This is a genomic window from Rhizobium sp. Root1203 (assembly GCF_001424945.1).
GTDB lineage: Bacteria > Pseudomonadota > Alphaproteobacteria > Rhizobiales > Rhizobiaceae > Rhizobium.
This window is the reverse complement of sequence record NZ_LMCW01000033.1, coordinates 1-25,315: the sequence shown is the minus strand read 5'-3', so window position 1 is coordinate 25,315 and position 25,315 is coordinate 1. Positions and strand designations below refer to the sequence as shown.

23 protein-coding genes and 8 pseudogenes are annotated in these 25,315 nt (G+C 58.9%); 18 read left to right on the top strand and 13 right to left on the bottom strand.

Translation table 11 applies throughout. The features are described 5' to 3' along the window. Window positions 1–330 (bottom strand): annotated as a pseudogene (locus ASC97_RS33495) (ISKra4 family transposase); the annotation flags it as partial. 1 nt (window position 331) lies between these two features. Then, a partial coding sequence (locus ASC97_RS36095; protein ID WP_210171780.1) for a hypothetical protein occupies window positions 332–562 on the bottom strand: 231 nt, incomplete at its 3' end. 344 nt (window positions 563–906) lie between these two features. Between ASC97_RS36095 and ASC97_RS24345 the strand changes: the two are divergent. Continuing rightward, a pseudogene (locus ASC97_RS24345) lies at window positions 907–1,621 on the top strand (IS6 family transposase); the annotation flags it as partial. Between the two features lies 1 nt (window position 1,622). After that, window positions 1,623–1,802, top strand: a pseudogene (locus ASC97_RS34275) (IS6 family transposase); the annotation flags it as partial. 277 nt (window positions 1,803–2,079) lie between these two features. Here the strand turns inward: ASC97_RS34275 and ASC97_RS24340 are convergent. The 3 genes from ASC97_RS24340 to ASC97_RS24330 form a co-directional block, all read right to left on the bottom strand. Next, on the bottom strand, window positions 2,080–2,625 hold the full coding sequence (locus ASC97_RS24340) for a hypothetical protein (RefSeq protein ID WP_057470912.1): 546 nt from the start codon (window positions 2,623–2,625) through the stop codon (window positions 2,080–2,082). Next, on the bottom strand, window positions 2,625–2,933 hold the full coding sequence (locus ASC97_RS24335) for a type II toxin-antitoxin system TacA family antitoxin (RefSeq protein ID WP_057470911.1): 309 nt from the start codon (window positions 2,931–2,933) through the stop codon (window positions 2,625–2,627). The genes ASC97_RS24340 and ASC97_RS24335 overlap by 1 nt, the downstream gene beginning before the upstream one ends. A 789-nt stretch (window positions 2,934–3,722) precedes the next feature. Beyond that, window positions 3,723–4,517 carry a LysR family transcriptional regulator gene (locus ASC97_RS24330; protein WP_057470910.1) on the bottom strand — a complete coding sequence of 265 codons (795 nt, stop codon included), beginning with the start codon at window positions 4,515–4,517 and terminating at the stop codon, window positions 3,723–3,725. A gap of 151 nt (window positions 4,518–4,668) precedes the next feature. Here ASC97_RS24330 and ASC97_RS24325 point away from each other — a divergent pair, with 151 nt between their 5' ends. The 4 genes and pseudogenes from ASC97_RS24325 to ASC97_RS24315 form a co-directional block, all read left to right on the top strand. Continuing rightward, window positions 4,669–5,298, top strand: coding sequence for an FMN-dependent NADH-azoreductase (locus ASC97_RS24325; protein WP_057470909.1), 630 nt, complete (start codon window positions 4,669–4,671; stop codon window positions 5,296–5,298). A 162-nt stretch (window positions 5,299–5,460) separates the two neighbouring features. Continuing rightward, window positions 5,461–5,574, top strand: a pseudogene (locus tag ASC97_RS36370) (NAD(P)-binding domain-containing protein); the annotation flags it as partial. A 3-nt stretch (window positions 5,575–5,577) separates the two neighbouring features. Next, window positions 5,578–5,907, top strand: a complete 330-nt coding sequence (locus ASC97_RS35700; RefSeq protein WP_244481579.1) for a hypothetical protein — start codon at window positions 5,578–5,580, stop codon at window positions 5,905–5,907. A 167-nt stretch (window positions 5,908–6,074) separates the two neighbouring features. Next, window positions 6,075–6,224, top strand: a pseudogene (locus ASC97_RS24315) (IS6 family transposase); the annotation flags it as partial. A 69-nt stretch (window positions 6,225–6,293) separates the two neighbouring features. On the opposite strand, the gene ASC97_RS24310 reads toward ASC97_RS24315, so the two are convergent. From ASC97_RS24310 to ASC97_RS24300, 3 genes are read right to left on the bottom strand one after another with little or no spacing between them, the layout of a single operon-like run. Further along, window positions 6,294–6,914, bottom strand: coding sequence for an NADPH-dependent F420 reductase (locus tag ASC97_RS24310; RefSeq protein WP_057470907.1), 621 nt, complete (start codon window positions 6,912–6,914; stop codon window positions 6,294–6,296). A gap of 46 nt (window positions 6,915–6,960) precedes the next feature. Then, on the bottom strand, window positions 6,961–7,899 hold the full coding sequence (locus ASC97_RS24305; RefSeq protein ID WP_057470906.1) for an SDR family oxidoreductase: 939 nt from the start codon (window positions 7,897–7,899) through the stop codon (window positions 6,961–6,963). Window positions 7,900–7,949: 50 nt separating this feature from the next. Then, the gene (locus ASC97_RS24300) at window positions 7,950–8,585 is read right to left on the bottom strand and encodes an NADPH-dependent F420 reductase (protein WP_057470905.1); all 636 of its coding nucleotides are present in this window, start codon (window positions 8,583–8,585) and stop codon (window positions 7,950–7,952) included. A 157-nt stretch (window positions 8,586–8,742) separates the two neighbouring features. Here ASC97_RS24300 and ASC97_RS24295 point away from each other — a divergent pair, with 157 nt between their 5' ends. After that, entirely contained in the window at window positions 8,743–9,324 is a 582-nt protein-coding gene (locus ASC97_RS24295; RefSeq protein ID WP_057470916.1) for a TetR/AcrR family transcriptional regulator, read from the top strand. 529 nt (window positions 9,325–9,853) lie between these two features. Here ASC97_RS24295 and ASC97_RS24290 read toward each other — a convergent pair. Both ASC97_RS24290 and ASC97_RS24285 read right to left on the bottom strand, forming a co-directional pair. Then, the gene (locus tag ASC97_RS24290; protein WP_156390455.1) at window positions 9,854–10,246 is read right to left on the bottom strand and encodes an alpha/beta fold hydrolase; all 393 of its coding nucleotides are present in this window, start codon (window positions 10,244–10,246) and stop codon (window positions 9,854–9,856) included. A gap of 240 nt (window positions 10,247–10,486) precedes the next feature. Then, the gene (locus ASC97_RS24285; RefSeq protein WP_057470903.1) at window positions 10,487–11,314 is read right to left on the bottom strand and encodes a helix-turn-helix transcriptional regulator; all 828 of its coding nucleotides are present in this window, start codon (window positions 11,312–11,314) and stop codon (window positions 10,487–10,489) included. Window positions 11,315–11,413: 99 nt separating this feature from the next. On the opposite strand from ASC97_RS24285, the gene ASC97_RS24280 reads away from it, so the two are divergent. The 5 genes from ASC97_RS24280 (at window position 11,414) to ASC97_RS24255 (ending at window position 18,368) form a co-directional block, all read left to right on the top strand. Continuing rightward, on the top strand, window positions 11,414–12,283 hold the full coding sequence (locus ASC97_RS24280; RefSeq protein ID WP_057470902.1) for an NAD(P)-dependent oxidoreductase: 870 nt from the start codon (window positions 11,414–11,416) through the stop codon (window positions 12,281–12,283). 296 nt (window positions 12,284–12,579) lie between these two features. After that, a complete protein-coding gene (locus ASC97_RS24270) occupies window positions 12,580–13,953 on the top strand; it encodes an ISNCY family transposase (protein WP_057470900.1) in 1,374 nt (457 codons plus the stop codon). A gap of 1,020 nt (window positions 13,954–14,973) precedes the next feature. Further along, complete coding sequence (locus ASC97_RS24265) at window positions 14,974–16,104, top strand: DNA helicase I (protein ID WP_200959540.1); 1,131 nt, start codon at window positions 14,974–14,976, stop codon at window positions 16,102–16,104. A 75-nt stretch (window positions 16,105–16,179) separates the two neighbouring features. Then, a complete protein-coding gene (locus ASC97_RS24260) occupies window positions 16,180–16,431 on the top strand; it encodes a hypothetical protein (protein ID WP_156390454.1) in 252 nt (83 codons plus the stop codon). A 53-nt stretch (window positions 16,432–16,484) separates the two neighbouring features. Beyond that, complete coding sequence (locus ASC97_RS24255) at window positions 16,485–18,368, top strand: AAA domain-containing protein (protein ID WP_057470898.1); 1,884 nt, start codon at window positions 16,485–16,487, stop codon at window positions 18,366–18,368. Between the two features lie 107 nt (window positions 18,369–18,475). Here the strand turns inward: ASC97_RS24255 and ASC97_RS24250 are convergent, their stop codons facing one another. After that, entirely contained in the window at window positions 18,476–18,715 is a 240-nt protein-coding gene (locus ASC97_RS24250) for a helix-turn-helix domain-containing protein (protein WP_057470897.1), read from the bottom strand. Window positions 18,716–18,812: 97 nt separating this feature from the next. On the opposite strand from ASC97_RS24250, the gene ASC97_RS36365 reads away from it, so the two are divergent. From ASC97_RS36365 to ASC97_RS33485, 3 genes and pseudogenes are all read left to right on the top strand, one after another. Continuing rightward, the gene (locus tag ASC97_RS36365; RefSeq protein ID WP_082529912.1) at window positions 18,813–18,974 is read left to right on the top strand and encodes a LysR family transcriptional regulator; all 162 of its coding nucleotides are present in this window, start codon (window positions 18,813–18,815) and stop codon (window positions 18,972–18,974) included. Beyond that, window positions 18,944–19,599: pseudogene (locus tag ASC97_RS33490) on the top strand (LysR family transcriptional regulator); the annotation flags it as partial. The gene ASC97_RS36365 and the pseudogene ASC97_RS33490, both read left to right, overlap by 31 nt. Window position 19,600: 1 nt before the next feature. Next, window positions 19,601–19,939: LysR substrate-binding domain-containing protein (locus tag ASC97_RS33485; RefSeq protein ID WP_244481578.1), on the top strand; the 339-nt coding region annotated here is incomplete at its 5' end. A gap of 164 nt (window positions 19,940–20,103) precedes the next feature. Here ASC97_RS33485 and ASC97_RS24240 read toward each other — a convergent pair. After that, entirely contained in the window at window positions 20,104–21,033 is a 930-nt protein-coding gene (locus ASC97_RS24240) for a LysR family transcriptional regulator (RefSeq protein ID WP_057470896.1), read from the bottom strand. An 81-nt stretch (window positions 21,034–21,114) separates the two neighbouring features. Between ASC97_RS24240 and ASC97_RS24235 the strand changes: the two genes are divergently transcribed. Beyond that, complete coding sequence (locus tag ASC97_RS24235; RefSeq protein ID WP_057470895.1) at window positions 21,115–22,011, top strand: DMT family transporter; 897 nt, start codon at window positions 21,115–21,117, stop codon at window positions 22,009–22,011. A 310-nt stretch (window positions 22,012–22,321) separates the two neighbouring features. Further along, window positions 22,322–22,984: pseudogene (locus ASC97_RS24230) on the top strand (alpha/beta fold hydrolase); the annotation flags it as partial. 824 nt (window positions 22,985–23,808) lie between these two features. Here the strand turns inward: ASC97_RS24230 and ASC97_RS36360 are convergent. Next, window positions 23,809–24,039: pseudogene (locus ASC97_RS36360) on the bottom strand (ATP-binding protein); the annotation flags it as partial. Window positions 24,040–24,371: 332 nt separating this feature from the next. On the opposite strand from ASC97_RS36360, the gene ASC97_RS24225 reads away from it, so the two are divergent. Continuing rightward, a complete protein-coding gene (locus tag ASC97_RS24225) occupies window positions 24,372–25,130 on the top strand; it encodes an SDR family oxidoreductase (RefSeq protein ID WP_057470894.1) in 759 nt (252 codons plus the stop codon). Window positions 25,131–25,315 lie beyond the last annotated feature (185 nt).

The window sequence follows — 25,315 nt, the reverse complement described above, 5'->3', positions numbered from 1 at the left end:
GAAAGGATAGCCGAGAGCCCAGTTCCGCCTGAATTCGCTCCAATTCTGGTGTTGCTCTTCCATTCAGCAATGTCTCGAGGCTGGATGTGCGCGAATCTGCGCCTTTCCGCATGCACAGCTGCGCCACCGTGGCACGCGCACACAACAAGGGCCGAGGAGCGAGTCTATCGTACGGGATCTGTAATCATGAACCCTCCGGAGGCCATCGCAGTCTTTGCATTTACGATCGTGCTGGCCGGCCTGGGCGGCCTGAAACTGGGTCAACCCGRTTTGTAGACGCCGCTGTATCTCCTTGCCTTCTTCCAGAGAAAGACCAAAATCGCCGAGTCGNACCCAGATGTTCATCTTCAATTGCGCTGACAACGAGTGCCCTTTCCAAAAAGCTCTCGACTATCCGAAGATTCTTACCCCCACGTTTTTCCCGCTCCCTCTCATTTTCCAGATCGCCGAGGAGCGCTTCTTCAATGACGGTGCGGAGTTCAGCCGCGCCTTCAGACGGGCGTTCGGCCAGAGCCCAAGCGAGGTTAGAAACCACCGAAGACTGGGGATGCCAATTCGCCACGAAGCCGATTGCGATTGCCCACCGGAAGCGCGCTTAGGCATCCTTCTGAGCCGCTTGCGGGGCTGACTCAATAGCGTGTTCTTAGTCGGCAGTGAAGATTCGACCAGCCTGCGCCCTCGTCGGCCGAGCCTCGGTGTTGCCGTGTGATACTGATTTGGCACTTGCGGCGGGCCGCCGCCACCAAGAGTTGGTGAGACCGGGAATTTCTCTGGGGTCAGGCGGCACGCAGGAGGGGCGGCTTCGGCTTGAAAATTGGTGGCACGTTCGGTTCTGGCAGTCGGAAAGGAATCCGAAGAGCATCGTCAACTTAACGAAACGTGGATACCGATGTGCGATGACGGGCTATGACAGACCGTGACCCGCTCTATCGCCGCCATCGTTTTCCCGCTGAGGTGATTGCCCACGCCGTGTGGCTCTATTTCCGTTTTCCTCTCAGCCTGCGAATGGTCGAGGACTTGCTGTCTGCCCGTGGGATTATTGTCTCGCATCAAACGGTCCGGCTTTGGGCGGAAAAATTCGGGCGAACGTTCGCCAACGAGATACGTCGTCGATCATCCGGTCGGCTTGGGGACAAGTCGCATCAAACGGTCCGGCTTTGGGCGGAAAAATTCGGGCGAACGTTCGCCAACGAGATACGTCGTCGATCATCCGGTCGGCTTGGGGACAAGTGGCACCTCGATGAAGCCGTTGTTGCGATCCGTGGCAAGAAGCATTGGCTGTGGCGCGCTGTTGATGAGGACGGTTTCGTCTTGGACGGTCTTGTGCAAAGCCGCCGAAATGCCAAGGCGGCCAAGCGTTTGATGCGCAAACTCTTGAAGGCCCAGGGCCGAGCGCCGCGGGTAACGATCACCTATAAGCTTCGATCTTACCACGCCGCAAAGCGGGAGATCATGCCCGGTGTTGAGCATCGTTCCCACAAAGGGTTGAACAATCGGGCGGAGAATTCCCATCAGCCAATCCGACGACGAGAACGGATCATGAAGCGCTTCAAGTCTCAGCGCCATCTGCAACGCTTTGTCTCCATCCATGACCCGATTGCCAACCTGTTCCATATCCCGCNCGACGACGAGAACGGATCATGAAGCGCTTCAAGTCTCAGCGCCATCTGCAACGCTTTGTCTCCATCCATGACCCGATTGCCAACCTGTTCCATATCCCGCGCGACGACATCCCAACCAGCCATCATCGCGAACTGCGTTCGGCGGCGATGAGCCTGTGGGCGAAAATCGCCCGGACATGAACCGCCATGGCGCAAGCGGGCTACGACTGCCTCGCGCTCTTTGAGTTTACGATGCCGTCTGTCCAGCGATAGCCGTTCTGCGGCCTTTCCAAAAACTTGCGACAGAACCTTCACGTGCACCGAGGCGGAGCCAACCCTCCTTCACCTTGAACTCAATCCGGAATGGCTTGGCTTCGTGCAAGAGATTTGCACATTAAAGTCGACGAGACCCCACCTTCTAAACTCATGGCAAAATCCTTACGACAAATCCGTCGAGAACTCCATGAGCTGCAGGGGTTTAGTCGAACATCTTTTTGATCGTCGTGATTGGGATGAACATCCGCATCGCGTTCGTCGGCAGAGGCTGGAAGCCGTATTCCTTGTAAAGCTCTACTCGTCTATCGGTCCGCGCTGCATCACCGCAATCCAGGACATCGAGCATGACAATTGCCGTACCTATGTCATCCGAGATACGCGCTATTCGCGTCAAGCAATCGATCAGCAGGTCGCCGCCGTATCCGCTGCCAGCGAATTTCAAGTCGCGACCGATCATTGAGATGTAGGCCGCGGGAATTGAGCCATGTCCGGGCCGGTCGCGGGCGAACCTTTTCGGAAGCTCCGCATAATCAACAGCGTGACTGTTGATGGCGTAGAAGCCCATCACCGGGCGGCCTCCGTCTTGCGTCATCACGAAAACACGAAGATTGTCACTCTTCTGAAGTTTGTTTGCGGTCTTCTGAAAGAAGTTGTCGACCTGCTCAATGCCGCACGAAAAAGCCGCCCGATCATGTTTTGACGGATCGAGCGGCTCGATGATTGGCCTTGGCGCTTCGTTTTGCGGCATTATTTTGAAACGACAGTCTCGCTGTGACGCTTGAAAGCAGCCTTAAGTCTATCTGTCGGCTCTGGCGGGTTGTCCAGTGCAGCAAAAAACGCAGCATGATCGGCTGGCTGCAAAAGGGTCCGTTCATGAGCGGCAATCGTCATCATGGCGGATTGATAAGCGGCGTTGATCGTAAAAGCGGAGTCGTCTACACCGGACAGCGCAGCAGCGCGTTGGATTGCCGTCTTGATGCGCGCTTTCGTACGGAAGCCCATACGTGCGTCGTTTGGTTCATCGATTTCGGCAGTCATGTCTTCGAAAGCAAGCATAGTCGCCTCCTATCCGGGTGTACAATGCGGCTTCTTGTACGTCAAAATGACGTACCAGTCAAGTTGGTATGCGGATCTTTGTACGTCGTGTGTGTGTACGTGCAGTGAACGTCGCGCAACGTCCATGGTTCCTGCTCACCGTGCATGCGATATAACAATGACCACGGCGGGATCCGGGTTTCGAGCGATGCTTCTATCGCCCTCCACTACCAGTGTTTCTTGCCGGCAATTGAGATCACGACTCATCCAAATGCCAAACATCATTTCGCGAGGCTTCTCGTAGAGCGTGCGAGATAACGGATTCCGGTGATGTCACATAAACGCGCCTCCTTCGGGGAGCGGGAAAAACGTGGGGGTAAGAATCTTCGGATAGTCGAGAGCTTTTTGGAAAGGGCACTCGTTGTCAGCGCAATTGAAGATGAACATCTGGGNNNAAGAAGGCAAGGAGATACAGCGGCGTCTACAAATCGGGTTGACCCAGTTTCAGGCCGCCCAGGCCGGCCAGCAGGATCGTAAATGCAAAGACTGCGATTTTTCCGCTCCCTCTTGTTGAAACTGCTAATCAGGAATCTTACGCTTAAATGCAAAACGACACTTCCTGCAAAAGTCGATCGGAAGAGGTCCAAATGGTTAATTCTCAAGGAGAGATCGACTGCCGTCTGGTGGCGATACAGGCGATGCCCACGGCCGCGAGCCGCCCCATCGCGGGTCAGTTTCTCGCGCAAGCCTTGGTCTCAACCTCTACGGCAGTCCGGAACGAGTGTTTTGAACGGGGCTCGGCAATTCCCCTCACATTGCCGACTTGTCTGCGATGGCAGAGCTTTTTGACCGATGCCCGCTAGCGAGCATCGCGATCAGGTGAGCTTCGCACTCTAATGGGTCAAGACCTCTACGCTGCGAGATCATAAATGTCAGCGGACGAAGGTGCCATGCATGCCGCGTGAGTTCCACGAGGACTCCGTTGGCAAGATCACCGGAGACGAGGTCTTCAGGCATATGTCCCCAGCCCAGTCCTGCTTTGAGCAAGTCGTGCTTCGCGCCGAGTTCGTTCACAAGCCACCGACGCTCCCCGGCGACCGCCACGGTTGACTTCTCAGCATAGGGTTGGTTGTCGGTGACGACGATCTGGATATGTCGGCTGAACTCGTCGCGCGCCGCCGCCCGCCCGAGGTTGGCGAGCGGATGGGAAGGAGCACAGACGGTGACCATCCGCGTGTCGCACAGCCAGTGCCTCTCAAGCGCGCTCGGCTTCAGTTCAGGCACGTCGGCAGCGGTGATTGCGAACACGCACTCCCCATCCAGAACCAGTGCCTCTCCCCCCTGCATCGTCGTCATACGCAGATTTACGACGGCTGTCGGCGCATCTAGGCCGAACTGCTGCAGGCAGGCGATGAGCTGCCTGCGCGGATAATAGACGTCCACGGCGATCGAGAGCTGTTCAGCACCTGACGTGGAAATCGAGCGGGCACGGGTCTTCATCTCCTCTGTGCGTGCGATTACCGCCCGCGCGTCGGGAAGAAGGCTTCGGCCAGCCGGAGTGAGCGCCGCCCGCCTGGTGCCACGCTCGAAGAGTTCAACTGACAAGGCCATCTCCAAAGGTCGGTTCATGGCTGAGCGAGAACACACAAAAGCATCATCGAGCCGATGGATCGACAAGGTAGTCCATCTGTTCAGGCCGGAGCCTCAACCTCCAGCGACCGCAGTCGTGTCAAAACTTCCACAGCAAAGGTCTAACATGCCCACTCTCCTCGTGATTGAGGCCAGCCCTCGATATGACTATTCCACCTCCCGCAAGCTGACTGCAGTCTTCGTCGACCACTGGAAAGCCGAGAATCCAGGCGGCGACGTTATCGTCCGCGATCTGATGAAGACTCACCTCCCATTCGTTGACCTTCCGTGGATCATGGGTGCGTTCACGCCCGCCGAAACGCATTCTCCGGAGGCTACCGCGGCCATCAAGGTGTCGGACGATCTTGTCGCCGAGCTGAAGTCAGCGGACCAGATTCTCATCGGCACGCCGATGTTCAACTTTTCCATTCCCGCCGTTCTCAAGGCCTACAGCGACCATATTGTCCGCGTGGGCGTGACGGTGTCCGCCGACAACAAGGGCCTTTTGACCGGCAAGAAGGCGAACATCATCCTTGCAACCGGCGGAGATTTCTCTCCAGGTTCTCCAGTCGAGCAGTACAACCTGGCCAGCGGGTACCTCCGTCAGGTCCTCGGATGGATCGGCATTGTCGACGTCGATTTAGTCCTCGCCGAACGTGCCCGCGCGGGTGACTATGGCGAGCAGGCAGTCCAGGAATTCTGTGCAGTCGTCTCGGCGGCTGCGAACAAGAACGCCGCATCGCTCGCAGCAGCATAGTGAGGGAGAAGGTCATGAAATACAGCATCATCGGAACTGGCAGTGTCGGCATCACGCTCGCAGGGTTCTTCGCGAAGAACTCGATCCCGGTCGCCGTCGCAAACACGCGAGGACCGTCGGCCGTAGCCTCCTCGATCAAAGTGCCTCGGCGACAGCGTCAGGCCGTCGACCGTCGAAGAGGCGCTGGACGCCGACATCATCTTCCTCGCGGTCCAGTTCCTGAACTTCAAGGACGTAGGCAAGCTTCGCTCGGACTGGTCCGGAAAGATCGTCGTCGACGTGACGAATTCGGCATTTCTTCCGCCGGAGGTCCAGGAACGCGAACTCAAGGGCCGTCTGTCATCGGAAGTGAACGCAGACCGCGTTCCTGGTGCAAAGCTGGTTAAGGCGTTTAACCAGCTTCCGATGCAGGGCCTGACCGCGCCCGTGCCCGCTGGCGGACGTCGCGTGGTGTTCATTTCCAGCGATCATGCCGATGCGAGCGCGGCCGTTGCCTCGCTCACCGAGAACCTCGGCTTCGCACCAATTGAAGTTGGAAGGATCGCCGAAGGCGGTCGCCTGATACAGGCGCGCAACGCCCTCGTGTTCCAGAACCTGATCAAGTTCTAGTATAGGTCTCCATGTGGAGGCATTTGACCCTATTGAGCGACAGCGGTCTTCGACAACACCCGCTGTCGCTCGAAATGTCGTGCCCGCTCTTGGGGCGTTCCTGACAAAGCACGATGACCACTCCCACGTGCAGCGTCGCCTTAACATTTGCGGCGGTATTTACGGGCATGAGCTCGAACCTGCGGACCGATGTTACGACGCACCGCTACAAGCGTCATCGTTTTGCCGCTGAGATCATAGCACATGCGGTGTGGCTCTACTTCCGCTTTCCGCTTAGCCTGCGTCATGTAGAAGATCTGCTGGCTGAGCGCGGCATCCCTTCAATGCCACGCGCCGACTGGTCGTAATATCATCGACCAGCCGGCGAAGGACGTCGTGTAAATGGTTCAGCCGATATCGACCTTCATCGCGAAGTCCCAGGTGCCTGCTCCGTTTTTGGCAAGGCCAATCATCATTAGGCCGAGCGCCTCAAGTGTCTGGGCCATGTGCAGGCCGCCGACATCGAGTGGACGCAGTCCAAGGCTCTCGAGGAAGGTCGCGACGCGCTTCTTTGCCTCCGCATCGTCTGCTGCAATGAACGCGTCGAGGGATTCACCCTTGGCGAGAACATGACCGAAGATTGTGTTGAACGCCTTGACGATATGTACCCCGGCTGGCAGGCCCTTGGCGATCTCCTGGGTGCCTGAGCTGCCGGGAGGGGTGACGAGGCCCGAAAGGTCGGGAGCGACAGGGTTGGCGATGTCGATGATGACCTTGCCGCCGAGCGCTGACCCGAAGTCGGCCACTGCGGCTGCCGCACCGGCATAGGGCACAGCGAGGATGACGATATCGCCCGCAGGCGCTGCGCCGTAGGTTCCCGCGGTCGCTCCAGCTCCGAGTTGCTCGGCGAGCGCCTTTACCTTGGCTTGGTTACGGCCGACAACCTCGACCGTGTGACCGGCTTTTGCGATACGGCCGGCGATCGCCGCCGCCATTTTTCCTGAGCCGATGATGCTGATAGTGCTCATGTTCAGTCTCCTAGATGGTTCGGTTGAGTGGGAATGCTGAAAAAGCTCAGCCGGCCGGAAAGTAATGGCCGTTGTCCAGATCCTTGAGCAGGCCGGGCTGAGAAGGCTCCCAGCCGAGAGCCTGCCGGGTAATGGTGTTGGACGCAGGGAGGTCTAGCGTGACCAGATTGGCAAGGAAGCCAAAGTATCCCGGCAGCATCAGTACGTCTGCGGGGATGGATACGGCGGGTACGCCCATACGGCTGCCGATCGCCTCAGCGATCTCGCGGAACGGGATGCCCAGGCCTTCGGTCCCGTGCCAGACCTTGCCAGCCGGGCCCTTCTCCAGCGCCAAACGGAACAGGGCGGCAAGGTCTTGTGCGTGTACGGCAGGCCAAAGGTTGGCGCCGTCTCCGGGGTAGCCAATAATGCCCTTTTCCTTTGCAAGCCCGATCAGTAGGGGCAGGAAACCGACATCGGATGTGCTGTGGGCGATAGGAGGGATGCGGACGACCGAGGTTCTCACGCCCTGCTCGGCGAGGCCGATCACTGTTGTCTCCACGACGTTTCGAATCCTCAGGGTCCCCTTGTGCTTGTCGCTGGCAGGAAGCGCTAGATCGACCTCAGTGGCCGGGCGGCCTAGCCCTTCCCATCCGGGCGAGCCAATGCTCCCCGACGCGACCAGCGGCTTTCCGCTGCCAGCAAGCGCCTCGCCGTATGCAAGCATGATTTGGCGCTCTGCTGCGGCGACGGCGTTAAGTCCGCCAGAGGGAAGAAGGTCCTGCCTGTGCGCAAGGTGTATGACGCCCTCGGAGCCAGCTGCTGCCCGTTTGAGCCCGTCAAGATCTTCGAGCTCACCAAGACGCACGTTCGCGCCAAGCGCGCTCAGGGCCGCCCCAGATTTGTCCGACCGGGCCAAGCCGGTGACCACGTGACCGGCGGAGATAAGTTCGGGAATGACGTACGAGCCGATATGGCCGGTCCCGCCGGTAACAAAAACGTGCATGTAGATTCTCCTCGCGAGTGGGTTGATTTAAGAGCGGGTTGCCCGTGGGCTCAGCCGGGAAGGTTGACACCGATTGAAAAGTTGCCGTGTTTGACGGAGTGGGTCATAAGGCCGAGCCACAGCATGCAAGCGTGCTCTAGCGTTCGGGCCATGAACAGTTTTCCGGCATCCATCGGGCGCAGTCCGAGGCTTTCGATGAATGCAGAGACGCGTGCCTTTGCCTGCGCATCGTCCCCGGCAATATACACGTCCAAAGGGTGGCCCTCGATAGGACCAACAGCCAGCACGCTGGCGTTCTGGGTGTTGAACGCTTTGACGATATCGGCATCGGCAGGCGCGACATTGGCGATCTCCTGCGCACCAAAGCTGTCCACAGGGGTCAAGAAGCCAGAGAAATCGGACTTGATAGGGTTGGTAATATCAATGAGGAGCTTACCGGCCAGCGCTTCGCCGTATTGCTTCACCACATCGAGAACGGCGGAATAGGGTACCGCCAGGATGACAATGTCGCCGGCCGGGACGGCGCCGAAGGCCCGTGTCATCGTGCCGGCTCCGCGCTCCTCGGCCAGCGTTTGTGCCTTGGCTCCGTCACGAGCCATCACCTCGATCGTGTGTCCGGCTTTGATGGCAAGACTTGCAATTGCTGCGGCCATGCCGCCCGAGCCGATAATGCTGATGGTGCTCATGTTTGTGTTCCTCGCCGGTTTCGTCGTGGCGTTTGTTGTGCGGGAAAGGCCTGTTGCCATCGACGCGCGCGCACTATATCTATTGGATCATCGACCCGTTTTAATGGATCGCTGGTCCACATATACGGTTCGCCGATCCATTTATCAAGGCGACTTCATGCGATCCGACGCAAAAAAGAACTATGATCATCTCCTCACGGTCGCGCGCGATGTCGTGGCTGAGCACGGTACCGACGTATCGATGCGCGATATTGCCCGCCGTGCCGAGGTAGGGTTGGCCACGCTGCTTCGTCATTTCCCAACGCGAGAAGCGCTGTTCGAAGCGCTGTTGCGGACGAACCTGGACGCCCTGACGCAGAGGGCAGGCGAGCTCGAAGCGTCTACGCCACCCGCCGAAGCGCTCCTCACCTGGTTTCACGAATGGATCGCGTTCACCAAAAGCCACAAGGGTGTCGTCGCCCTGATGGCGGCGGCCCATACGAACCCGGACTCCGCTCTTTACGCGTCGTGCGCGGCGCTGCACGCAGCGAGCGCGCGACTGTTGCTCGCCGCTCAGGGTAAGGGAACTGCCCGCATCGACATAACGGGAGATGACCTGTTCGGCCTGATGTCGGCGCTCGGCTGGCTCGTCGACCTACCCTCGTTCGCCCCCAGAGCAGGTCATCTGGTCGACATCGTCGCAAGCGCGATCCTGACCAACGAGCACAGCGATGCTGTCGAGGACCAACGCGCTGGATGAGGCGCGGCAGAAGCCCTGAGACTGTTTCGCCGACCGCTGGCCTGGCGGACCGGACAAATCAACGACGGGAAGTCATCGAAGGACCAAACGTGACAATTTCATCGCAGCAGAATTCGGTTGGCGCTGCCGCTTTAGTATTGCGCCGGGCATTGCAAGCAGACGACGGCCGGAAGAAGGGCGGAACGAGAGGCTTCGCGATGCGACGCCAACAGCCCTCGGCCCAGAAGCCTGGTATGTGTCAATTCTCGGAGTCGATCCCGACTGTCAAGGCGAAGGGCTGGGCAGGATGCTATTGCAGGACGGGCTGCTAGGGCAGACCACGCGAAGAAGCGCTGCTTTCTCGAAACCTGCAATGGGCGGAGCGTTCCATTCTTTGAGGCACTCGATTTTTCCACTGTGGGGCCGGGGATCGATACAGTCACCGGTTCGAATTTCTGGGTGATGGCTCGGCCAAGTGCACCGCATCCAACATAAAGGTCGCACTATCCGCGTTCGGCGAGATCTCGTCCGTGCGCTATTGTCTCGGGTGTCAGGAGCGCCCGGTGAACTGCATAATATGCTCGATTAAAGCCTTTGGGTTTTCCTCCGGGATCCAGTGGCCGCAGCGCGGAATAGCAGCAGTCTGTACCTGTTCGACGAACTCGCCGACCATCTCGGCGGCGGTGGATGGGAAAAAGCTGGCCTCGCCGCCGAGCGCCAAGACAGGCACTTGCAACTTGCCGGAGCGTTCCAACTTCGCTCTGTTGTCGATGACATCCTGATCGAAGGCCCGATAAATTTCGAACCCGGCGCGCATGGCGCCAGCGGCGGAGAAATCGTCGGCGTAGCGATCGAGATCAGCCGGGCCGATGGCTTCAGGATTGAATGCGTGACGATCGTAAAAGCGACGCAGGTAAAGTCGCTCACGCCCCGCTGTCAGCATTTCCGCCAGTCCGTCGCCGGCATTGTGAATGCCACATGTGCGCGCCGACAAGCTTCGACGTTGCCACTGCTCGATCGTAACCAGCGCTTCCAGGCAAGACGGCTTCCATCAGGACCAGGCGTTCGACACGGTCGGGGAATTCACTGCCGAACGCATAAGCCACCATCATGCCGATGTCATTAGGAGGCGGACACCCGTTGAAAGCTCGGCGCTCCCGTGGGCGCGGGAATGTTGGTGGTGTCAGTCTCTGGCACGGGGCGTCCTTTCCTCGCTAACCGATGTACTGTCCTGCCCGTAGACGATGATCCGTATATCGGGCCTGTCCTCATAAACGAGAACGCTGAGATGAAAGGTCCGCCAACCAATGCCTGCCGAATAGAGTTCCTTCCGGCTATCGCCAATCCGGACGATTTCGGGGTCGCTCCACCAGTTCCTCGCGAGCGGATCCGCGTCCACGATCTCATCCAGCAGACCGCGAAGGATGGGGTCCGAACCAGCGGTGAGATAGTCGTGACGGGCTTTGAGGAACATGAGACGTGCCGTCGACTGCCAGTCCCGCACGCTCTTTCGATAAACGTCAGAAAAAAATACGATTCGAAGGATATTGGGGTTTTGGTCGCCGAGCATCGGAAACAGCTCGGATGCTGCGTTGTTGAAGGCAAGGACATCCCACCGCCTGTCGAGGATGTAGGCAGGGTTTGGAAGAGCGTTGATCATCGCCAAAAGCCCGACAGGCAACTCCGAGACCTGAGCTTGTGACCGCCGGGCCACCCGACCCGCCAAAGCGTAAAGATGTTCCTGCTTGGCGCGATCGAGGCGAAGTCCACGCACGAGACGATTGAGAAAATCATCGGAAACCTGGATATCGCGCCCTTGCTCGAACCATGTGTACCAAGTGATGCCAACGCCGGCCAAGGTCGCGACCTCCTCGCGGCGCAGACCCTTTGTCCGTCTGCGCGGGCCAGGGTTTATGCCGAGTTCTTCAAGAGAGGCTTGCTCGCGACAATAGCGAACGAACTCCGACAGTTCGTTCCGCGCCGCTGGTCGTGCCAATCGCTCCACGGTCATGCAGGGATCCTTAGCTATACTTTAGTAACAGGATAAAAGTCATATGGTAACAGCTTAACCCCCCCGATACTGTCTTGGCAACGCAACAGGGAGAAGTTTATGTCGGTTTCCATTATCGGCCTCGGAAAGATCGGGACTGCAATTATCTCCCATCTTCTGGTTCTCGGCGAAGAGGTGAGGGTCTGGAACCGCTCACCTGCCGCGGTCGAGACGATGGTAGCGCTGGGGGCCGTTCCGCTGAGTGACGTCCGCGACGCGTTCACTTCAGAGCTGGTTCTGTCCATCCTGTTCGACGATGCGGCCGTTCGCGAGGTCATTACGCACGAGGCAATTGCTTCGGCGACCGGTCGAGACACGCTGCACGTCTGCCTGTCAACGCTGAGCCCAAGTCTTGCCGACGAGCTTGCCATGGCGCATCGGAGCGCAGGCCTCGGCTACCTGTCTGCTCCGCTGTTCGGCCGGCCCGAGGCCGTTGAGCAAAAGGCGGCAAACATATGCGTCGCCGGAGATCCCATCCTCATCGAAAGGGCGCGCGCCTGTCTCGAAAGCTTCGGTCGCGTTTGGGCGGTCGGCGATGAGCCTCGCCAAGCCAACGTCGCGAAGCTCTGCGGCAATTTCCTGATCGGCGCTGCGGTTGCCGCCATGGCGGAAGCGACGAGCATCTTGAGTGCGGAGAATGCAGATGCCGACGCCTTCATGAACTTGATGACGGAAACCCTGTTCGCGTCGCCGATCTACAAGAACTATGCGCCTTCGGTCACCGGTGCTCGACCGCTTCCTGCGAGCGGACTTGCACTGCCGATCAAGGACATGGGTCTGCTCACAACGATCGCCGCCCAATCTCAGTCAAGCTCCCGGCTTCTGAAGGCTCTCTGCGACAGCCTCTCTCGAGCGCAGGAGCTGGGCTTTGGAGCACAGGACTGGTCCACCGCATTGGGGCGTTCGGCCCGGATTGCCAGTGCTGTTTGATAACTGACCATCCGCAAAAAGTGAGTGCACACCATGCTAGCAGCCTATTACGACCGCCAGGGATCTGCCGACGACGTTCTTGTGGTCGGACAACTTGCCGATCCGGGACCTGGTTTCGGAGAGGTCCGCGTAAAGGTCGCGATTTCAGGCGTTAACCCGACCGATATCAAAGCCAGAACTGGTTTCGCTGGCGCGCCAATGGCGATTCCTCGGATCGTTCCCCACCATGAAATGTCCTGATCCTGCAAAGTTAAAATTTCACTCTCCCCGCGTTTTGAGGACGTGGGAGATTGCGGATGGGATTGATCACGATGAGCGAGGGCGATCTACAGCGGATCGAGATTTTGTCGAAAGTGATCGCCGGCCGGATGACGCTGGTGTCGGCGGCACATGTGCTTGAGCTGAGCACCCGCCAGGTCCGTCGTCTGCTGGATCGGATCAGCGCTGGCGGTGCGGCGTCGATCCGGCACAAGGCGATCGGCCAGCCATCGAACAATCGGATCAGCGACGGCGTTCGAGATTATGCGGTGACGCTTGTTCGGGAACGCTATGTGGACTTCGGCCCGACCTTGGCGGCCGAGAAGCTTGCCGAGCGTGATGGTCTGACGGTGTCGCGCGAGACGTTGCGCCAATGGATGTCGGAGGCCGGCGTGTGGCTGTCGCGCAAGCAGCGACGGACGTTTCATCAGCCACGATTGCGACGCGAGGCCTATGGCGAGCTGGTGCAGCTCGACGGGTCGGAGCATCGATGGTTTGAGGATCGCGGGCCGCCGTGCTCGCTTTTGGTTTTCGTCGATGATGCGACGGGCAAGTTGATGCAGTTGCGATTTGTGCGCTCGGAAAGCGCCTTCAGCTATTTTGAAGCGCTGGCGCTGTACCTCAGACATCACGGGGCACCGGTCGCCTTTTACTCCGACAAGCATTCGGTGTTCCGGGTGGCGAAGAAGGATGCCAGGGGTGGCCAGGGCGTGACGCAGTTCGGGCGTGCGCTTTGCGAGCTAAGCATCGAGATTCTTTGCGCAAACACCAGTCAGGCCAAAGGTCGCGTCGAACGGATGAACCGGACGCTGCAAGATCGGCTGGTCAAGGAGTTAAGACTGGCGGGTATCGACGACATGGAGGCTGGCAACGCATTTCTGCCGAGCTTCACAGAGCACTACAACGCGCGATTTGCCATTGTCCCTGCCCGGTCCGATGACCTGCATCGGCCGATGAATCTGGCGCCGGACCGACTGGCCGAGATCCTGTGCAAGCGCGAGCAGCGCTATGTCGGATCGCAGCTGACGGTTTCGTTCGAGCGCCAGCGGATCATGCTGGAGGAGACCGAGGTGACGCGTAGTCTGGCCGGTCGCTACGTCGAGACCTATGCCTATGCGGACGGTCGCCTGGACGTGCGTTGGAAGGGGTATTCCCTGCCCTACAAAGTCTTCGACAAGGACCAGCGGGTGACGCATGCGGCGATCACCGAGAACAAGCGGCTTTCTGATGTGCTGAGCTACATCAAGGAACGGCAGGACCAGATGCCTGTGCCAAAGGTGAAGACCAACAGCGAGAAGCGGGGTTACACGCCCCGCGGCCGTAAGCCGGGGCGAGGTAAGGATTTCATGAACGATCCGGCTGTGATCGAACGCCGCAAGGCTGCCCTGGCCAGGCTCGATGCCACGGAGTAACCCGTCGTCGCATAGTCTCAGAGCTAAAGCCGAAGGGGTGTTCCTCACCCGCCCCGATCTGATCTTGCAACCGGATCAGCCGGTCAGATCGGGGCTGGTCGTGGTGCCGAGCGGCAGACCAAAGTGACATTTCTACTTTGCAAACCGGCGGACACTTCAACCTTGCCGCCACATAGGTAGCCGGCTACGTATGTTGCATTCATCTGGATTTCGCCGTATCCCTTTATGGAAACTCCCTGCTCGCCGTGTCGAAGGCTGCCCTCACTTCGGGCGGATTGCCGTCGTCACAACGGGCTACCACGTGCTCGGCGGTACATCGCAAGCCCTTTGCCTGAGCAACCGTTGCGCTTGGCTTGAGAGTCGCCTTCCTGCAGGAATCCCACATCGGCGTTTGACAATAGAAACAGAGCCAGCCTTGTTGCTGTGCCGCCTGTTTTCTCAGTTTTTTGAGTTTGTTTCTTGATGGCATGAGTCCACGTCCTTTTTTGCTTCATTGCTGAAGCGGACGTGCAGTGACCGGTACGGCCACCCCTCAGTTGGGAGGATTACTAGCACAAGACGACGTATTCTAAATACGTCACTCCGCAGTCTTGAACGGTACGGGCGCCTATTGGCACTTCGCTGACGAGTTCACAAAAAACTCCAAGCAAGAAACTATTCTCGAATCGGGCACCATGCACGGTGAGCTTCGCCTCGCGCGTTCAAGGCATCGGGTGAGATCCAAGAGCGAGATTTGCAGGACAGGTAGGCAACGTTCGTCTCCGTAAAAAGCCCCTTTCCTACTAACGAAAAGCGGACTGCGAACTCCGCCCAGGCGCCAAATTTACCACCCTTAGCTGATCTGTACCGAGCGAAAACGAAGCGTCAGTTTGGATCGTGGGTGTTAACGAGTTTGAGGAAATCTTGGCCCTATGGCCCGATATGGTCGATCCTCAGCGTCGAGAGGTCCAGTGGATAGATTACATTGCGCTTTTTGTCTTGTATGTCTGCATCGTAGGCAAACGGAGTAGCGCAGATTTCATGACCGCAAGCATCCAAGACAATCTGCGTTACTGGCGAACTTCGCTGGCCGACGGCGCGCTGGGTGAAGGAAAATTCACGCAGTCTGACCGCAACCGCTTCGTCGACGTTCCTTCGGGCACGCTGAAGACCGGAGTGCTGCCACAAGAGGTCGTGGATCAGGTGTTCCGGGGACAGACATCATCCAGGACAGTCGCCGTTCGGTTCTGGCCTCTGGTTACGGGGCGACAGTCGTCACACGGGGCGGCACGAACCGGCGGGTTGCCGGAAATCGTGGCGCCCGTGGTGACAGAGGCGACAGTCGATCGAGATGGGCATCTCACACCGATGCGTAACGCGCTTGCTCGGGATCTACTAACGCCCCTACCATCTGGCGAGTTTGCCATCGGTTCTGTCGATGCCTTGGATACATTCCTAACCGAAACGCCTCTCCCTGATATGTCGGGCACTGCCGCCTGGGAGGATTATCTTGGCCATTGCCGCAAGATGGTGGATGCCGTTTCGCAGGGGTGGCCACGCGGAGATACAGATTATCAACCGATCGGTTCCGGCTTTTTGGAACTGGCCGAGGATGCGAATGCGACAGTGCGGGGAATCCTCGACCTGTATGACAAGCTTCTGGCCGAGGCACCCGAGGCGCCCTTGCTGATGCAGGTGGCGCAGCCGAAGCGGGCCGCCGCGGACCCGGACCATCGGATTGAACAGGAGTTTTCCCGGCGGCTTGGCCATTCGAACCCGAACTTCGCGCTGGCTCAACACCAAAGGCAGGTTCTGGCCTGGCTGGATGCCTCAGCGCCGGGAGAGGTGATCGCTGTGAACGGCCCGCCAGGGACTGGCAAAACCACCATGCTGCTATCGGCCGTCGCGGGCCTCTGGGTGCGTGCAGCGCTTCGTGGTGAAGACCCGCCGGTGATCGTGGCGGCGTCTTCCAACAACCAAGCGGTGACGAACATTATTGACGCCTTCGGAAAGGATTTCGACAAAGGAGTGGGCCCGTTTGCAGGGCGGTGGATGCCTGAGGTGAAAAGCTTCGGGATGTTCCTCGCATCGCATTCCCGACGTCTTGAAGCGGCCCGTCGCTATCAGACCGAAGAGTTTCAATTCGAGCGCGAGACAGTCGTCTATGTCTAGCGCGCCAAGGATATCTATCTTCAGGCGGCGGGGGTAGCATTTCCCGAACTCGACAAGCCCGATCTGGCGTCCGTGGTGGCGGCACTGCAGAAGCGGATGGCGGGTGAGGTAGACAAGCTGGCGCAGATCGACCGCGCCAACAGCGCATACCGCGCGGCGCGATCTGGTCTTGAAACAAGCCTGGGCCCCGATCCAGACCTCACTGAGGCGCTACTCCTCGAAGAAGCAGCGAAACGAACAGCTGCTGTCGAAAAACTCCGTGCGGCGAGGGCTGCCCTGGACAAGCATCTGGCGTCGGAATCCTCGCTTGCCACGGTCGCTTCCTGACCTCTGTCAAGGAGAAGCGCGCCGCGCAGGCCCGCCTTGCTATCAGCGAGCTTATGGCAGGGTTGGAGACTGCCAGACGGGTTTCAGATATCGAGGACAGGCTTCGAACCGATCTTCGGGCGGCGGATGAGGTGCTGCAATCCGCCGAACAGGCACTGGCAACGGCGCGAGCCCTGCGCCTTGATTTCCATGAGGCGGAAAAAGTTTGGGTCGAGGCGAGAGAGTTCCTAGGCGGAGCCGACGACCTTGCAGAGCTGGAACGTCGGGCAGACCTGGAAGTTCGGTTCTCGCTCTTCCTTCTCGCAACGCACTACTGGGAAGGTCGCTGGCTTCTGGCAATGGAGGCTGACCTGGCCGGGATCGTCGCCTCCAAAGGCAAGAACGGAAAGGCGACAGTCATCCCGCGCTGGCGCCGCCGCATGATGTTGACCCCCTGCGCCGTGGCGACGTTTGCCAGCCTGCCAGGCAAGATGACGTACACCCGCCGCGACGGTGGCAAATGGACGACCGAGTATCTCTTTAATTTCATCGACCTTTTGATCGTCGACGAAGCCGGTCAAGTCTTGCCCGAAGTTGCTGGGGCGTCTTTCTCTTTAGCGAAGCGCGCCCTGGTGATTGGTGACACCCAACAGATCGAACCGATTTCATCGGTACCCCGGCCTGTGGATGTAAGCAATCTTCGACACTGTGGCCTTCTCCTGAGCGAAGCCGGCATTGACACCCTTATCGACCGCGGGATCTGCTCGACCAATGGCAGCGCCATGCGCCTTGCTCAGCAAGCCTGCCAAGTGTCGCCGTATCCGGATCTAGAGAAGGGCCTTTACCTGTTCGAACACCGGCGGTGCTACGACGAAATCATCAGCTTCAGCAATGCTTTGTGCTACCAGGGAAAGCTGCGACCGCTACGGGGAAAGGTGCCGACAGAAGCTGCCCTTCCAGCCCTTGGATATCTGCACGTAGACGGCCGTGCACTTACCTCGGGAAGCAGCCGCGGCAATCCCCTCGAGGCGCAAACCATCGCTGCCTGGCTTGATGCCAACCGGGCTCGACTAGAAGCGCGCTATGGCAGACCGTTGGAACAGATTGTCGCCATCGTAACCCCCTTTGGCCGACAGGTTCGCGAAATTCGCGAAGCCTGTATCAGCCGCAAGATCGCGGTCGAAGGGCGCGAAGGCATGACCATCGGAACAGTGCACGCGCTGCAAGGCGCCGAACGACCCGTCGTGATCTTCTCGCCCGTCTATTCGAAACACGCTGACGGAGGGTTTATCGACGTCTCGCCAAGCATGCTGAACGTGATGGTCTCGCGCGCAAAGGACAGTTGCCTAGTGTTTGGCGATATGGATGTTATGGCGGCAGCGAAAACCGGGTCGCCAAGGGCAATCCTCGGCGACTTCTTGTTCGCATCCGAGCTGAATGCGCTTGAGTTTGCGGCTGAGCCGCGCGCGGACCTGACGCAAGGGAACGGTCAGATTCAGATGCTGCGGGATGCGGCTGGGCACGATGCTTTCCTTCTGGATGCGCTATCCGGCGCTGGCCGCCGCTACACTATCGTCAGCCCGTGGGTGATCGCATCCACAATGGAACGTGTTGGGCTGCTGGCCGCATTCAAAGCCGCTGTCCAGCGAGGCGCCGAGATCGACGTATTCGCTGATCCACTGCTCAACTTGGGCCAGGCTGCTGATGGTTTGACTCAGATGGAAGCGGTCGAGCGGGCTTTTTCTAAGATTGGGGTTCGATTGCACAAGCTACCAAAGCTCCATAGCAAGATAGTGGCGATAGACACGGATATTCTTTGTATCGGCTCCTACAACTGGCTGAGCGCCGATCGACATGGCCAATACGCTCGTCACGAGACGTCGTTTGTTTATCGCGGGCGACATTTGGAGGAAGAGATCAGCACCATCGTTGGCAGCCTTCGGCGCAGAGAGAAATAATGGCTAGAAGCTCGACCATTGTACTATGCATCCGGCCGTCATCGGAAACGAAGCCTGTTTGATCGACACCATCGATATAGAACTCAATTGGAATCTCCAAGTATTGGCTATCCGACCCGCAATATGGTGGCAAGCGCTTCCATCGCATCGAAATTTAGTATTCGCGACAGTTCCAGAAACTCTACGACGTCGACCCGTCGTTGACCGCTTTCCAGACGTGCAACGAAAGACTGGTATTCTCCCAGTTTTGACGCGAGCTCCGTCTGCGTGAGACTTGCATCCTCACGCTTGGCAATCAGCAGCGCAATCAGCGCTTTGTGTCGTTCACTTCCGAGGGTTTTTGCCACGGCTGTCGCCCATCCAAGCTAGATGGGGCTTTCATTATATCTGATTTTCAGCTATCTTAAATTCAGATAATTTGGATTTTGCGGGGAGATGCTCACGATGGAACTACGCCAACTCTCCTACTTCAAGGCAGTGGCCGAGGAACTGCACTTCGGCAGGGCGGCAACGAAGATGAGGATCGCCCAGCCGGCGCTGAGCAACCATGTGATCTCGCTGGAGAAGCCGAGGAACTGCACTTCGGCAGGGCGGCAACGAAGATGAGGATCGCCCAGCCGGCGCTGAGCAACCATGTGATCTCGCTGGAGAAGGAGCTCGGTTGCGCCCTGTTCATCCGCTCCACCCGGAAAGTGGAACTGACAAGGGCAGGGGAGACCTTCTACGAGCGCTGCGTCAGGATCTTGAGCGAGGTCGACCTGACCACCGAGCTGACCCGGGCTGCCGGCGGCAGTCGCATCCGCCAGATCCGCATCGGCACCGTCTATCCCGCCACCATGGGCATGCTGCCGACATTCCTGGCAAAGATCGCCCGCAAGTTTCCCGATGTCCGCATCCATATCTCCTCCGGCAACACCGGTGACATCATCCGCAGCCTGGAGAGCGGCCAGATCAATCTTGGCTTCATCCGCCCGGTGGAAAATATCGGTTGCCTCCGGTTCTGCTCGATTGCCCATGAGCGCTACCATCTGGCGGTGGCCCGTTCCAATCCGCTGGCGAGCCGTGAGGAGATCACCATCGATGATCTGCGCGACCAGAAGATCATCGCCTTCAACAGGCAGAACCTGTCGTTCACAGAACGCTACTTCAATGAGAAGTTCGAGGAATACGATCTGACGGCAAACATCGCCTACGTGTTGCCGAAGGAGATACGGGCAGCGGTCGCACCGGCNGATCTGCGCGACCAGAAGATCATCGCCTTCAACAGGCAGAACCTGTCGTTCACAGAACGCTACTTCAATGAGAAGTTCGAGGAATACGATCTGACGGCAAACATCGCCTACAGCTGCGACGACACCTATTCGCTGGTGTCACTGGTCTCTGCCGGGCTGGGCATTGGCTTTGCGCCGGAATGGACACTTGATCTTCCCAACCGCGCCTTCGAGCTGAAGAAGGTGCGGGGGATCGACTTCCGGATCGGGCTCGGTGTTGCCTGGAGCAAGGACGATCCAACCGCATCGCGCGACGACATCATCGATATCGCCCGGTCACTCGCACGGCCGGGGCGGTGAGCGTGCATGATTGGATCGTGTGCGCGCTCTGCACGGCTTCTCAATCGCGATTGAGGTCTCAGCGCGGTATTGTCACATAAACCTGCTGTCAGTGAGCGGGGCGGCAAATGGAAGTCGCCCCAAGTCGAGAGGGCGGAGTGACACCGGCCTCAGGTGTGGTGGCTCTAGCCTTTGACTTTGGTCGGAGCGGTGAAACTTGCGATCCCGACTGCGTCGTGACCGACCGCCTGAAGAACGCGGCGAGCGATTTCCATGGCCGGGCCGCTCAGCATCCCATCTTGGCGAACGAGGTGGTAAGAGACATGGTAATCGACCGAACGCTGCGACACCGGAACCAGCGCGCCCGAAGCGATCGCGGCATCTGAAAGAGGAGGGCGCGCGAGGGCAACGCCCACGCCTTGCATGCAGGCGTCGATCACTAGATTGTAGTCCTCGAAGCGTCGATCCTGTCCCCGAGGTTTGTATTCGATCCCGTCTGGTGCGAGCCAGCGGCGCCAGCCCTCTGCGTTGGAGTCGTGGATGATCGACATCGAAAGGATCTTTTCGGCGCTGGGGTTTTCTCCAAGACGTTCCGCCATGGTCAGCGAAGCAAGCGGGTAGGACTTTTCCCGCCAGAGCGGCATGGCCTTCACTCCGGCCCACGGTCCACGACCGCAACGGATGGCAAGTTCAGTTCCCTCTCCGAAGTCGGCGAGGCGATGCTCGAGCAGGAGGTCAACTTGGATGTCGTCCCGCTCAATCTGCGGCAGGCGGGCGAAAAGCCATAGCGAAGCCACAGACGGCGTGACTGAAAGGCGCACGGTCGCCTTTGTTCGCCGCGGAAGCCAGCGGTCTTCGCTGTCGGTTAGAAGCGAAAGTGCCTCTTGGGTCCTTCCGAAGAACCTGATGCCCTCGGGCGTGAGGCTAACACCTCGTGCCTGCCTCGCGAACAATCGCACCCCAAGCCAACGCTCCAACCGCGAGATTTGCCGCGAAACTGCTCCATGGGTGACGCCGCCCTCTTCCGCGGCTGCGGAGAATGAACCAAGCCTGGCTGCGCGGGCGAAGGTCTCGAGAGTGTCGAGCGGTGGAAGTGTCTGCGAGCTGTGAACCATAGTCACATCATCTCATCGATTGCGGTGCTTTTCAAGCCGCCCTTACAAAGGATAGCGTGGCTAAAACCCACGGAGAAAGAAATGACTATCGTTACTGCCGCGCCGACCAATCGGCGCGTACTTGATCTAGGGGCGCTGGCCGCCGTCGTCGTTACCATTGTCGCCTGGGCGTCCTCCTTCGTCGCCATCCGCGTCTGTCTAGGTTCAATGAGTCCCATCGAACTCGCCACTGCGCGGTACGTCGCGGCTGCCTTGGTCGCGGCCGTGTATCTTGGGTTTCAGTGGGTGCCGCTCGACAGGAAGGATATTCCCAGGATCGGCGTTGCGGCTGTTCTGTTCATCGCGGTCTACGCCGTCCTCCTGAACACGGGCGAGCAGACGATCGCCGCCGGGCCGGCGAGCTTTATCATCAATACGATGCCTGTGGTCACCGCAGTGATTGCAACCTTCGTACTTGGGGAACGCTTCGGGCTTTGGGGCTGGATTGGTACCGCGGTTTCATTCGGCGGGGTCGCCCTGATCGCCGTGGGATCAGGCGGCGGTTTCGGTCCGGACATCAATGCCCTTCTAATCCTTGGTGCGGCGATGTGCTCCGCAACCGCAAGCGTCCTTCAAAAGCCAGTCTTGGCGCGGATGCCCGCTTTGACCGTCACCGCGTGGATTTTGCTGATCGGTGCTTTACCGCTAGTTCCCGCAGTTCCCTCGACGATTACTGCTATCGCCTCAACACCTGCCGCCGTGAACTGGTGCCTCGCCTATCTCATCGTATTTCCGACTCTGGTCGGTTACGTCACCTGGGCGATTGCCTTGAAGCGACTCTCCGCCGCACGCGCCACCAACTTCCTTTACGGCGTTCCACCCACCGCCACCTTGATCGGATTCGCATGCCTCGGCGAAGTGCCATCCGTCATCGGAGCCATTGGCGGCGTGATGGCCATCGTGGGTGTCGCGGTCGTAAACCTGATGGGCCGACGCTAAGTAAACGGACTGGCGGTCCGCGACGGATTGGATCGCCCACCTGGACCTTCTCATTTTCACATCGGAATGAAGGAAACGGGGCGGTGTCATGAGGCCCTGTTTGCTCGTGAGGTCGGCTTCGACGCTCTTGAGCAACGATTGGAGCATAGAAGGCGGCCGCCTCGTTGACATTGTTGATGCCAACATTCGTTGCGGTGGTCAGCTTGACCGTCGGTCCACCATTCGCGTTAATCGTAGCGGTCGACGCGGATGCCGCTACCCGCGACGCTGTCGACCGTAATGTCGAGCGCCGAGTTTATATTTAGAAACGCTGCTTTCGGGTAGCGCGGTTGCCCAACCCGCCAAGCCCACGGTCGTCCTGGTTCACGGCGCCTTTGCGGACTCCTCAAGCTGGAAGGGCGTCACCAGGATCCTGCAGAAGGATGGCTATACCGTCATTGCCGCCGCCAATCCGCTACGCACTGTGTCAGGTGATGCTGCTTATGTTTCCGCTATTGTTGGAAGGATCGAGGGGCCGGTGGTGCTGGTCGGGCACTCCTATCGGGGCCAGGTCATCACGAACGCCGCGAGAGGCGGCGAGAATGTGAAATCGCTGGTCTATGTGGCAGCCTTTGCTCCAGAAGCGGGTGAAGCTGCAGCAGACCTCGCAGGCAAGGTCCCTGGTGGCACGCTCGGCCAGGCCCTTGCTGCCCCTGTCAAGCTTGCCGATGGTGGCGTGGATCTCTCCATCGACCAAGCCAAGTTCCACGATCAGTTCGCCCATGATGTCGCAGCCGACGACGCTGCCTTGATGGCCGCGGGCCAACGCCCGATCACCGAAGCCGCTTTGACGGAGAAGTCCGGAGATCCGGCTTGGAAGGCGCTGCCCTCCTACTTCATCTATGGGGATGGCGACAAGAACATCCCGGCCGAGGCACAAGGCTTCATGGCCGAACGCGCCGGCTCCAGGCACACCGTCGTCGTCAAAGGCGCCCTCGCGCGCCCTATTTCCTGGACGGCCTCGTCATCGAGGCGCTCCCCAATCTTGCTAGTGCGCTTGCGCACGGTCGCGTGCATCTCGGTAGGTTCAAGGCAAAAAATCGGTAAGCACCTTCGCCGCCTGCCGATATGGCATTGTGCTCCCCAGCCGCGCCGTCAGCTCCATCAACTCTGGCGTAGCTCGATCGGGACAAATTTCCTTCAGCGGCGCGAAGGCAGCAATCATGCCCGGATAGCAATCCCGACACAACATCCAGCGAGGATTGCGCACCTCTACCGTGCCAAATACGGTTCGGAGGCGGCGCGTCGTGTAATCCTTGACTGGCCGGAACGTATGGCAATCCGGGCAGACTCGACGAAAGAGACAAAAAGTCTCCGCCTTGTGGGCGACGACCGCGCTCTGCAGCGTCGCGAGTATCTTTTTGCTGTCATTGATCGAGAAGCCAATTTCTCCGTCGAACAGGCGCTCCGAGCTTTTGTCGACACGAAGTTCTTTCCGGCAGGTGTCACCGAACTCGTTCTTCCCTCAATCGTAATCGTCCATTCCACCGCCACTGTCGCCTCCTTGAACAAAGCGATGGTCATGGACCGCTCGGACTTAACAACCTGTATGCGACCCCAGAGAAGTTACCGGTCTCGATTTGGTGGGTCAGCACCATTCCGGTACGATCCCGAGGGTTTCGCCTATCTCGCCGTCGTCGATCTCTATTCCCGCCGGGTGATCGGCTGGGAAATGGAGAGCCGCTCGACCGCTGAAGTCGTGTGCAGGCTGAACGACAGGCGCCCCAGCTCGTCGAAGATGACGAGACCGGAATGGACAGTGCGATTGGCAATTTGGCCAGAACGTCCCTGCGCTTCTCCTGTTCCAACGTGTTGACGAGCTCGACAGTGGAGAAACCGAACGCGTTTCTGATGATGCACGATGGCTTGGACACCGGTTGCTGTGGCAACATGCGACTTGCTCGTCCCGGGGCCGCCGACCAGGCCGATGTTGTCGGCGTCGTAAAGGAAATCGCAGCGATGGAGCTGTTTAACGAGCGGCTCATTGATCTCGCTGCTGGCGAAGTCGATGCCGTCAGTTCGCGGTAGGTAGGCGGGAAGGCCGTGCGGTCGTGGGCTGCTACGCGGTCGACCGAACCTCTCGTACTGCCGTTTCCGTCTTCAGAAGCTGCGACAGGGTGGGAATGTCGAACGCCGGCGATCCCTTTTCGGTCAATTCGCCGACGGCCCTCCCGTCCATTTTCAGTTGATCATCACGGCGATAGGGGCCCACATGAAAAGTTTCTGCCGCCCTAAGCGGACTTTCGCACTGACAGGAAACGGGTGGCGCCAGATCGTAGGGCGCTATAGCAAATCTCCTGCATCATAACCAGGAGATAAAGATGGAATTGACAAACAAGACAATCATAGTCACCGGAGCGAGTAGCGGGATTGGAGCTGCTGCCGCGAGATTATTCGCATCTGAGGGTGCGAACGTCGTATTAGCGGCCAGACGGTCTGACGAACTCCGCTCAGTGGCTGAGGATATCGCCCGAAGCGGCGGTCGAGTAGTCTGGCGCTCAGGCGATGTGCTTGATGGAGCCTATCCCGGCGTGTTAACTGAGTTGGCTCTTCAGAGCTTCGGCAGCCTGCACGGTGCGTTCAACAACGTCGGGGTAGTCGGCGACATGATCGCAGTGCCTGACATGTCGATCGACAACTGGAATAAGGTAATCGCGACAAACCTGACCAGTGCATTCTGGGCCGCCAAGACGCAAGTACCGGTTCTGAAGGAACAGGGCGGCGGTTCCATTGTCTTCACCTCCTCCTTCGTAGGGTTCAGCAACGGTGGGCTGCCCGGTATGGGAGCCTACGCGGCCTCTAAGGCGGGGCTGAATGGGCTTGTGCAATCGCTTGCATCTGAACATGCCGCTGATGGCATCCGGATCAACGCGCTCTTGCCTGGAGGTACGGTTACCCCTGCGGGTGGCGAAGGAAATCCGGATGCTTTGAAATTCGTTTCTGGCCTGCACCCGATGAAGAGGATGGCTTCTGCCCTGGAGATTGCTCAGGCCGCACTTTTCCTGCTCTCGGATCGGTCTCAATTCATGACCGGCAGTCCTATGATCGTCGATGGAGGAATGTCGGTACGTCTTTTATAGATGATTCAGCTGGTGTCGCAATTGGCGGAGTATGGGGACCTTATCGGTAGCAATCAACGTGAGGCAATGCGGGGTCAAGCGGTAATCCCCCCGTTTTTAACGGGGCTCCGCAGTAGAATTCACGCGGCCATTTTCAGTTTCTGTGCGGGTGTTATGCCGCCGATGCCCATATTGGGCCGTTCGTT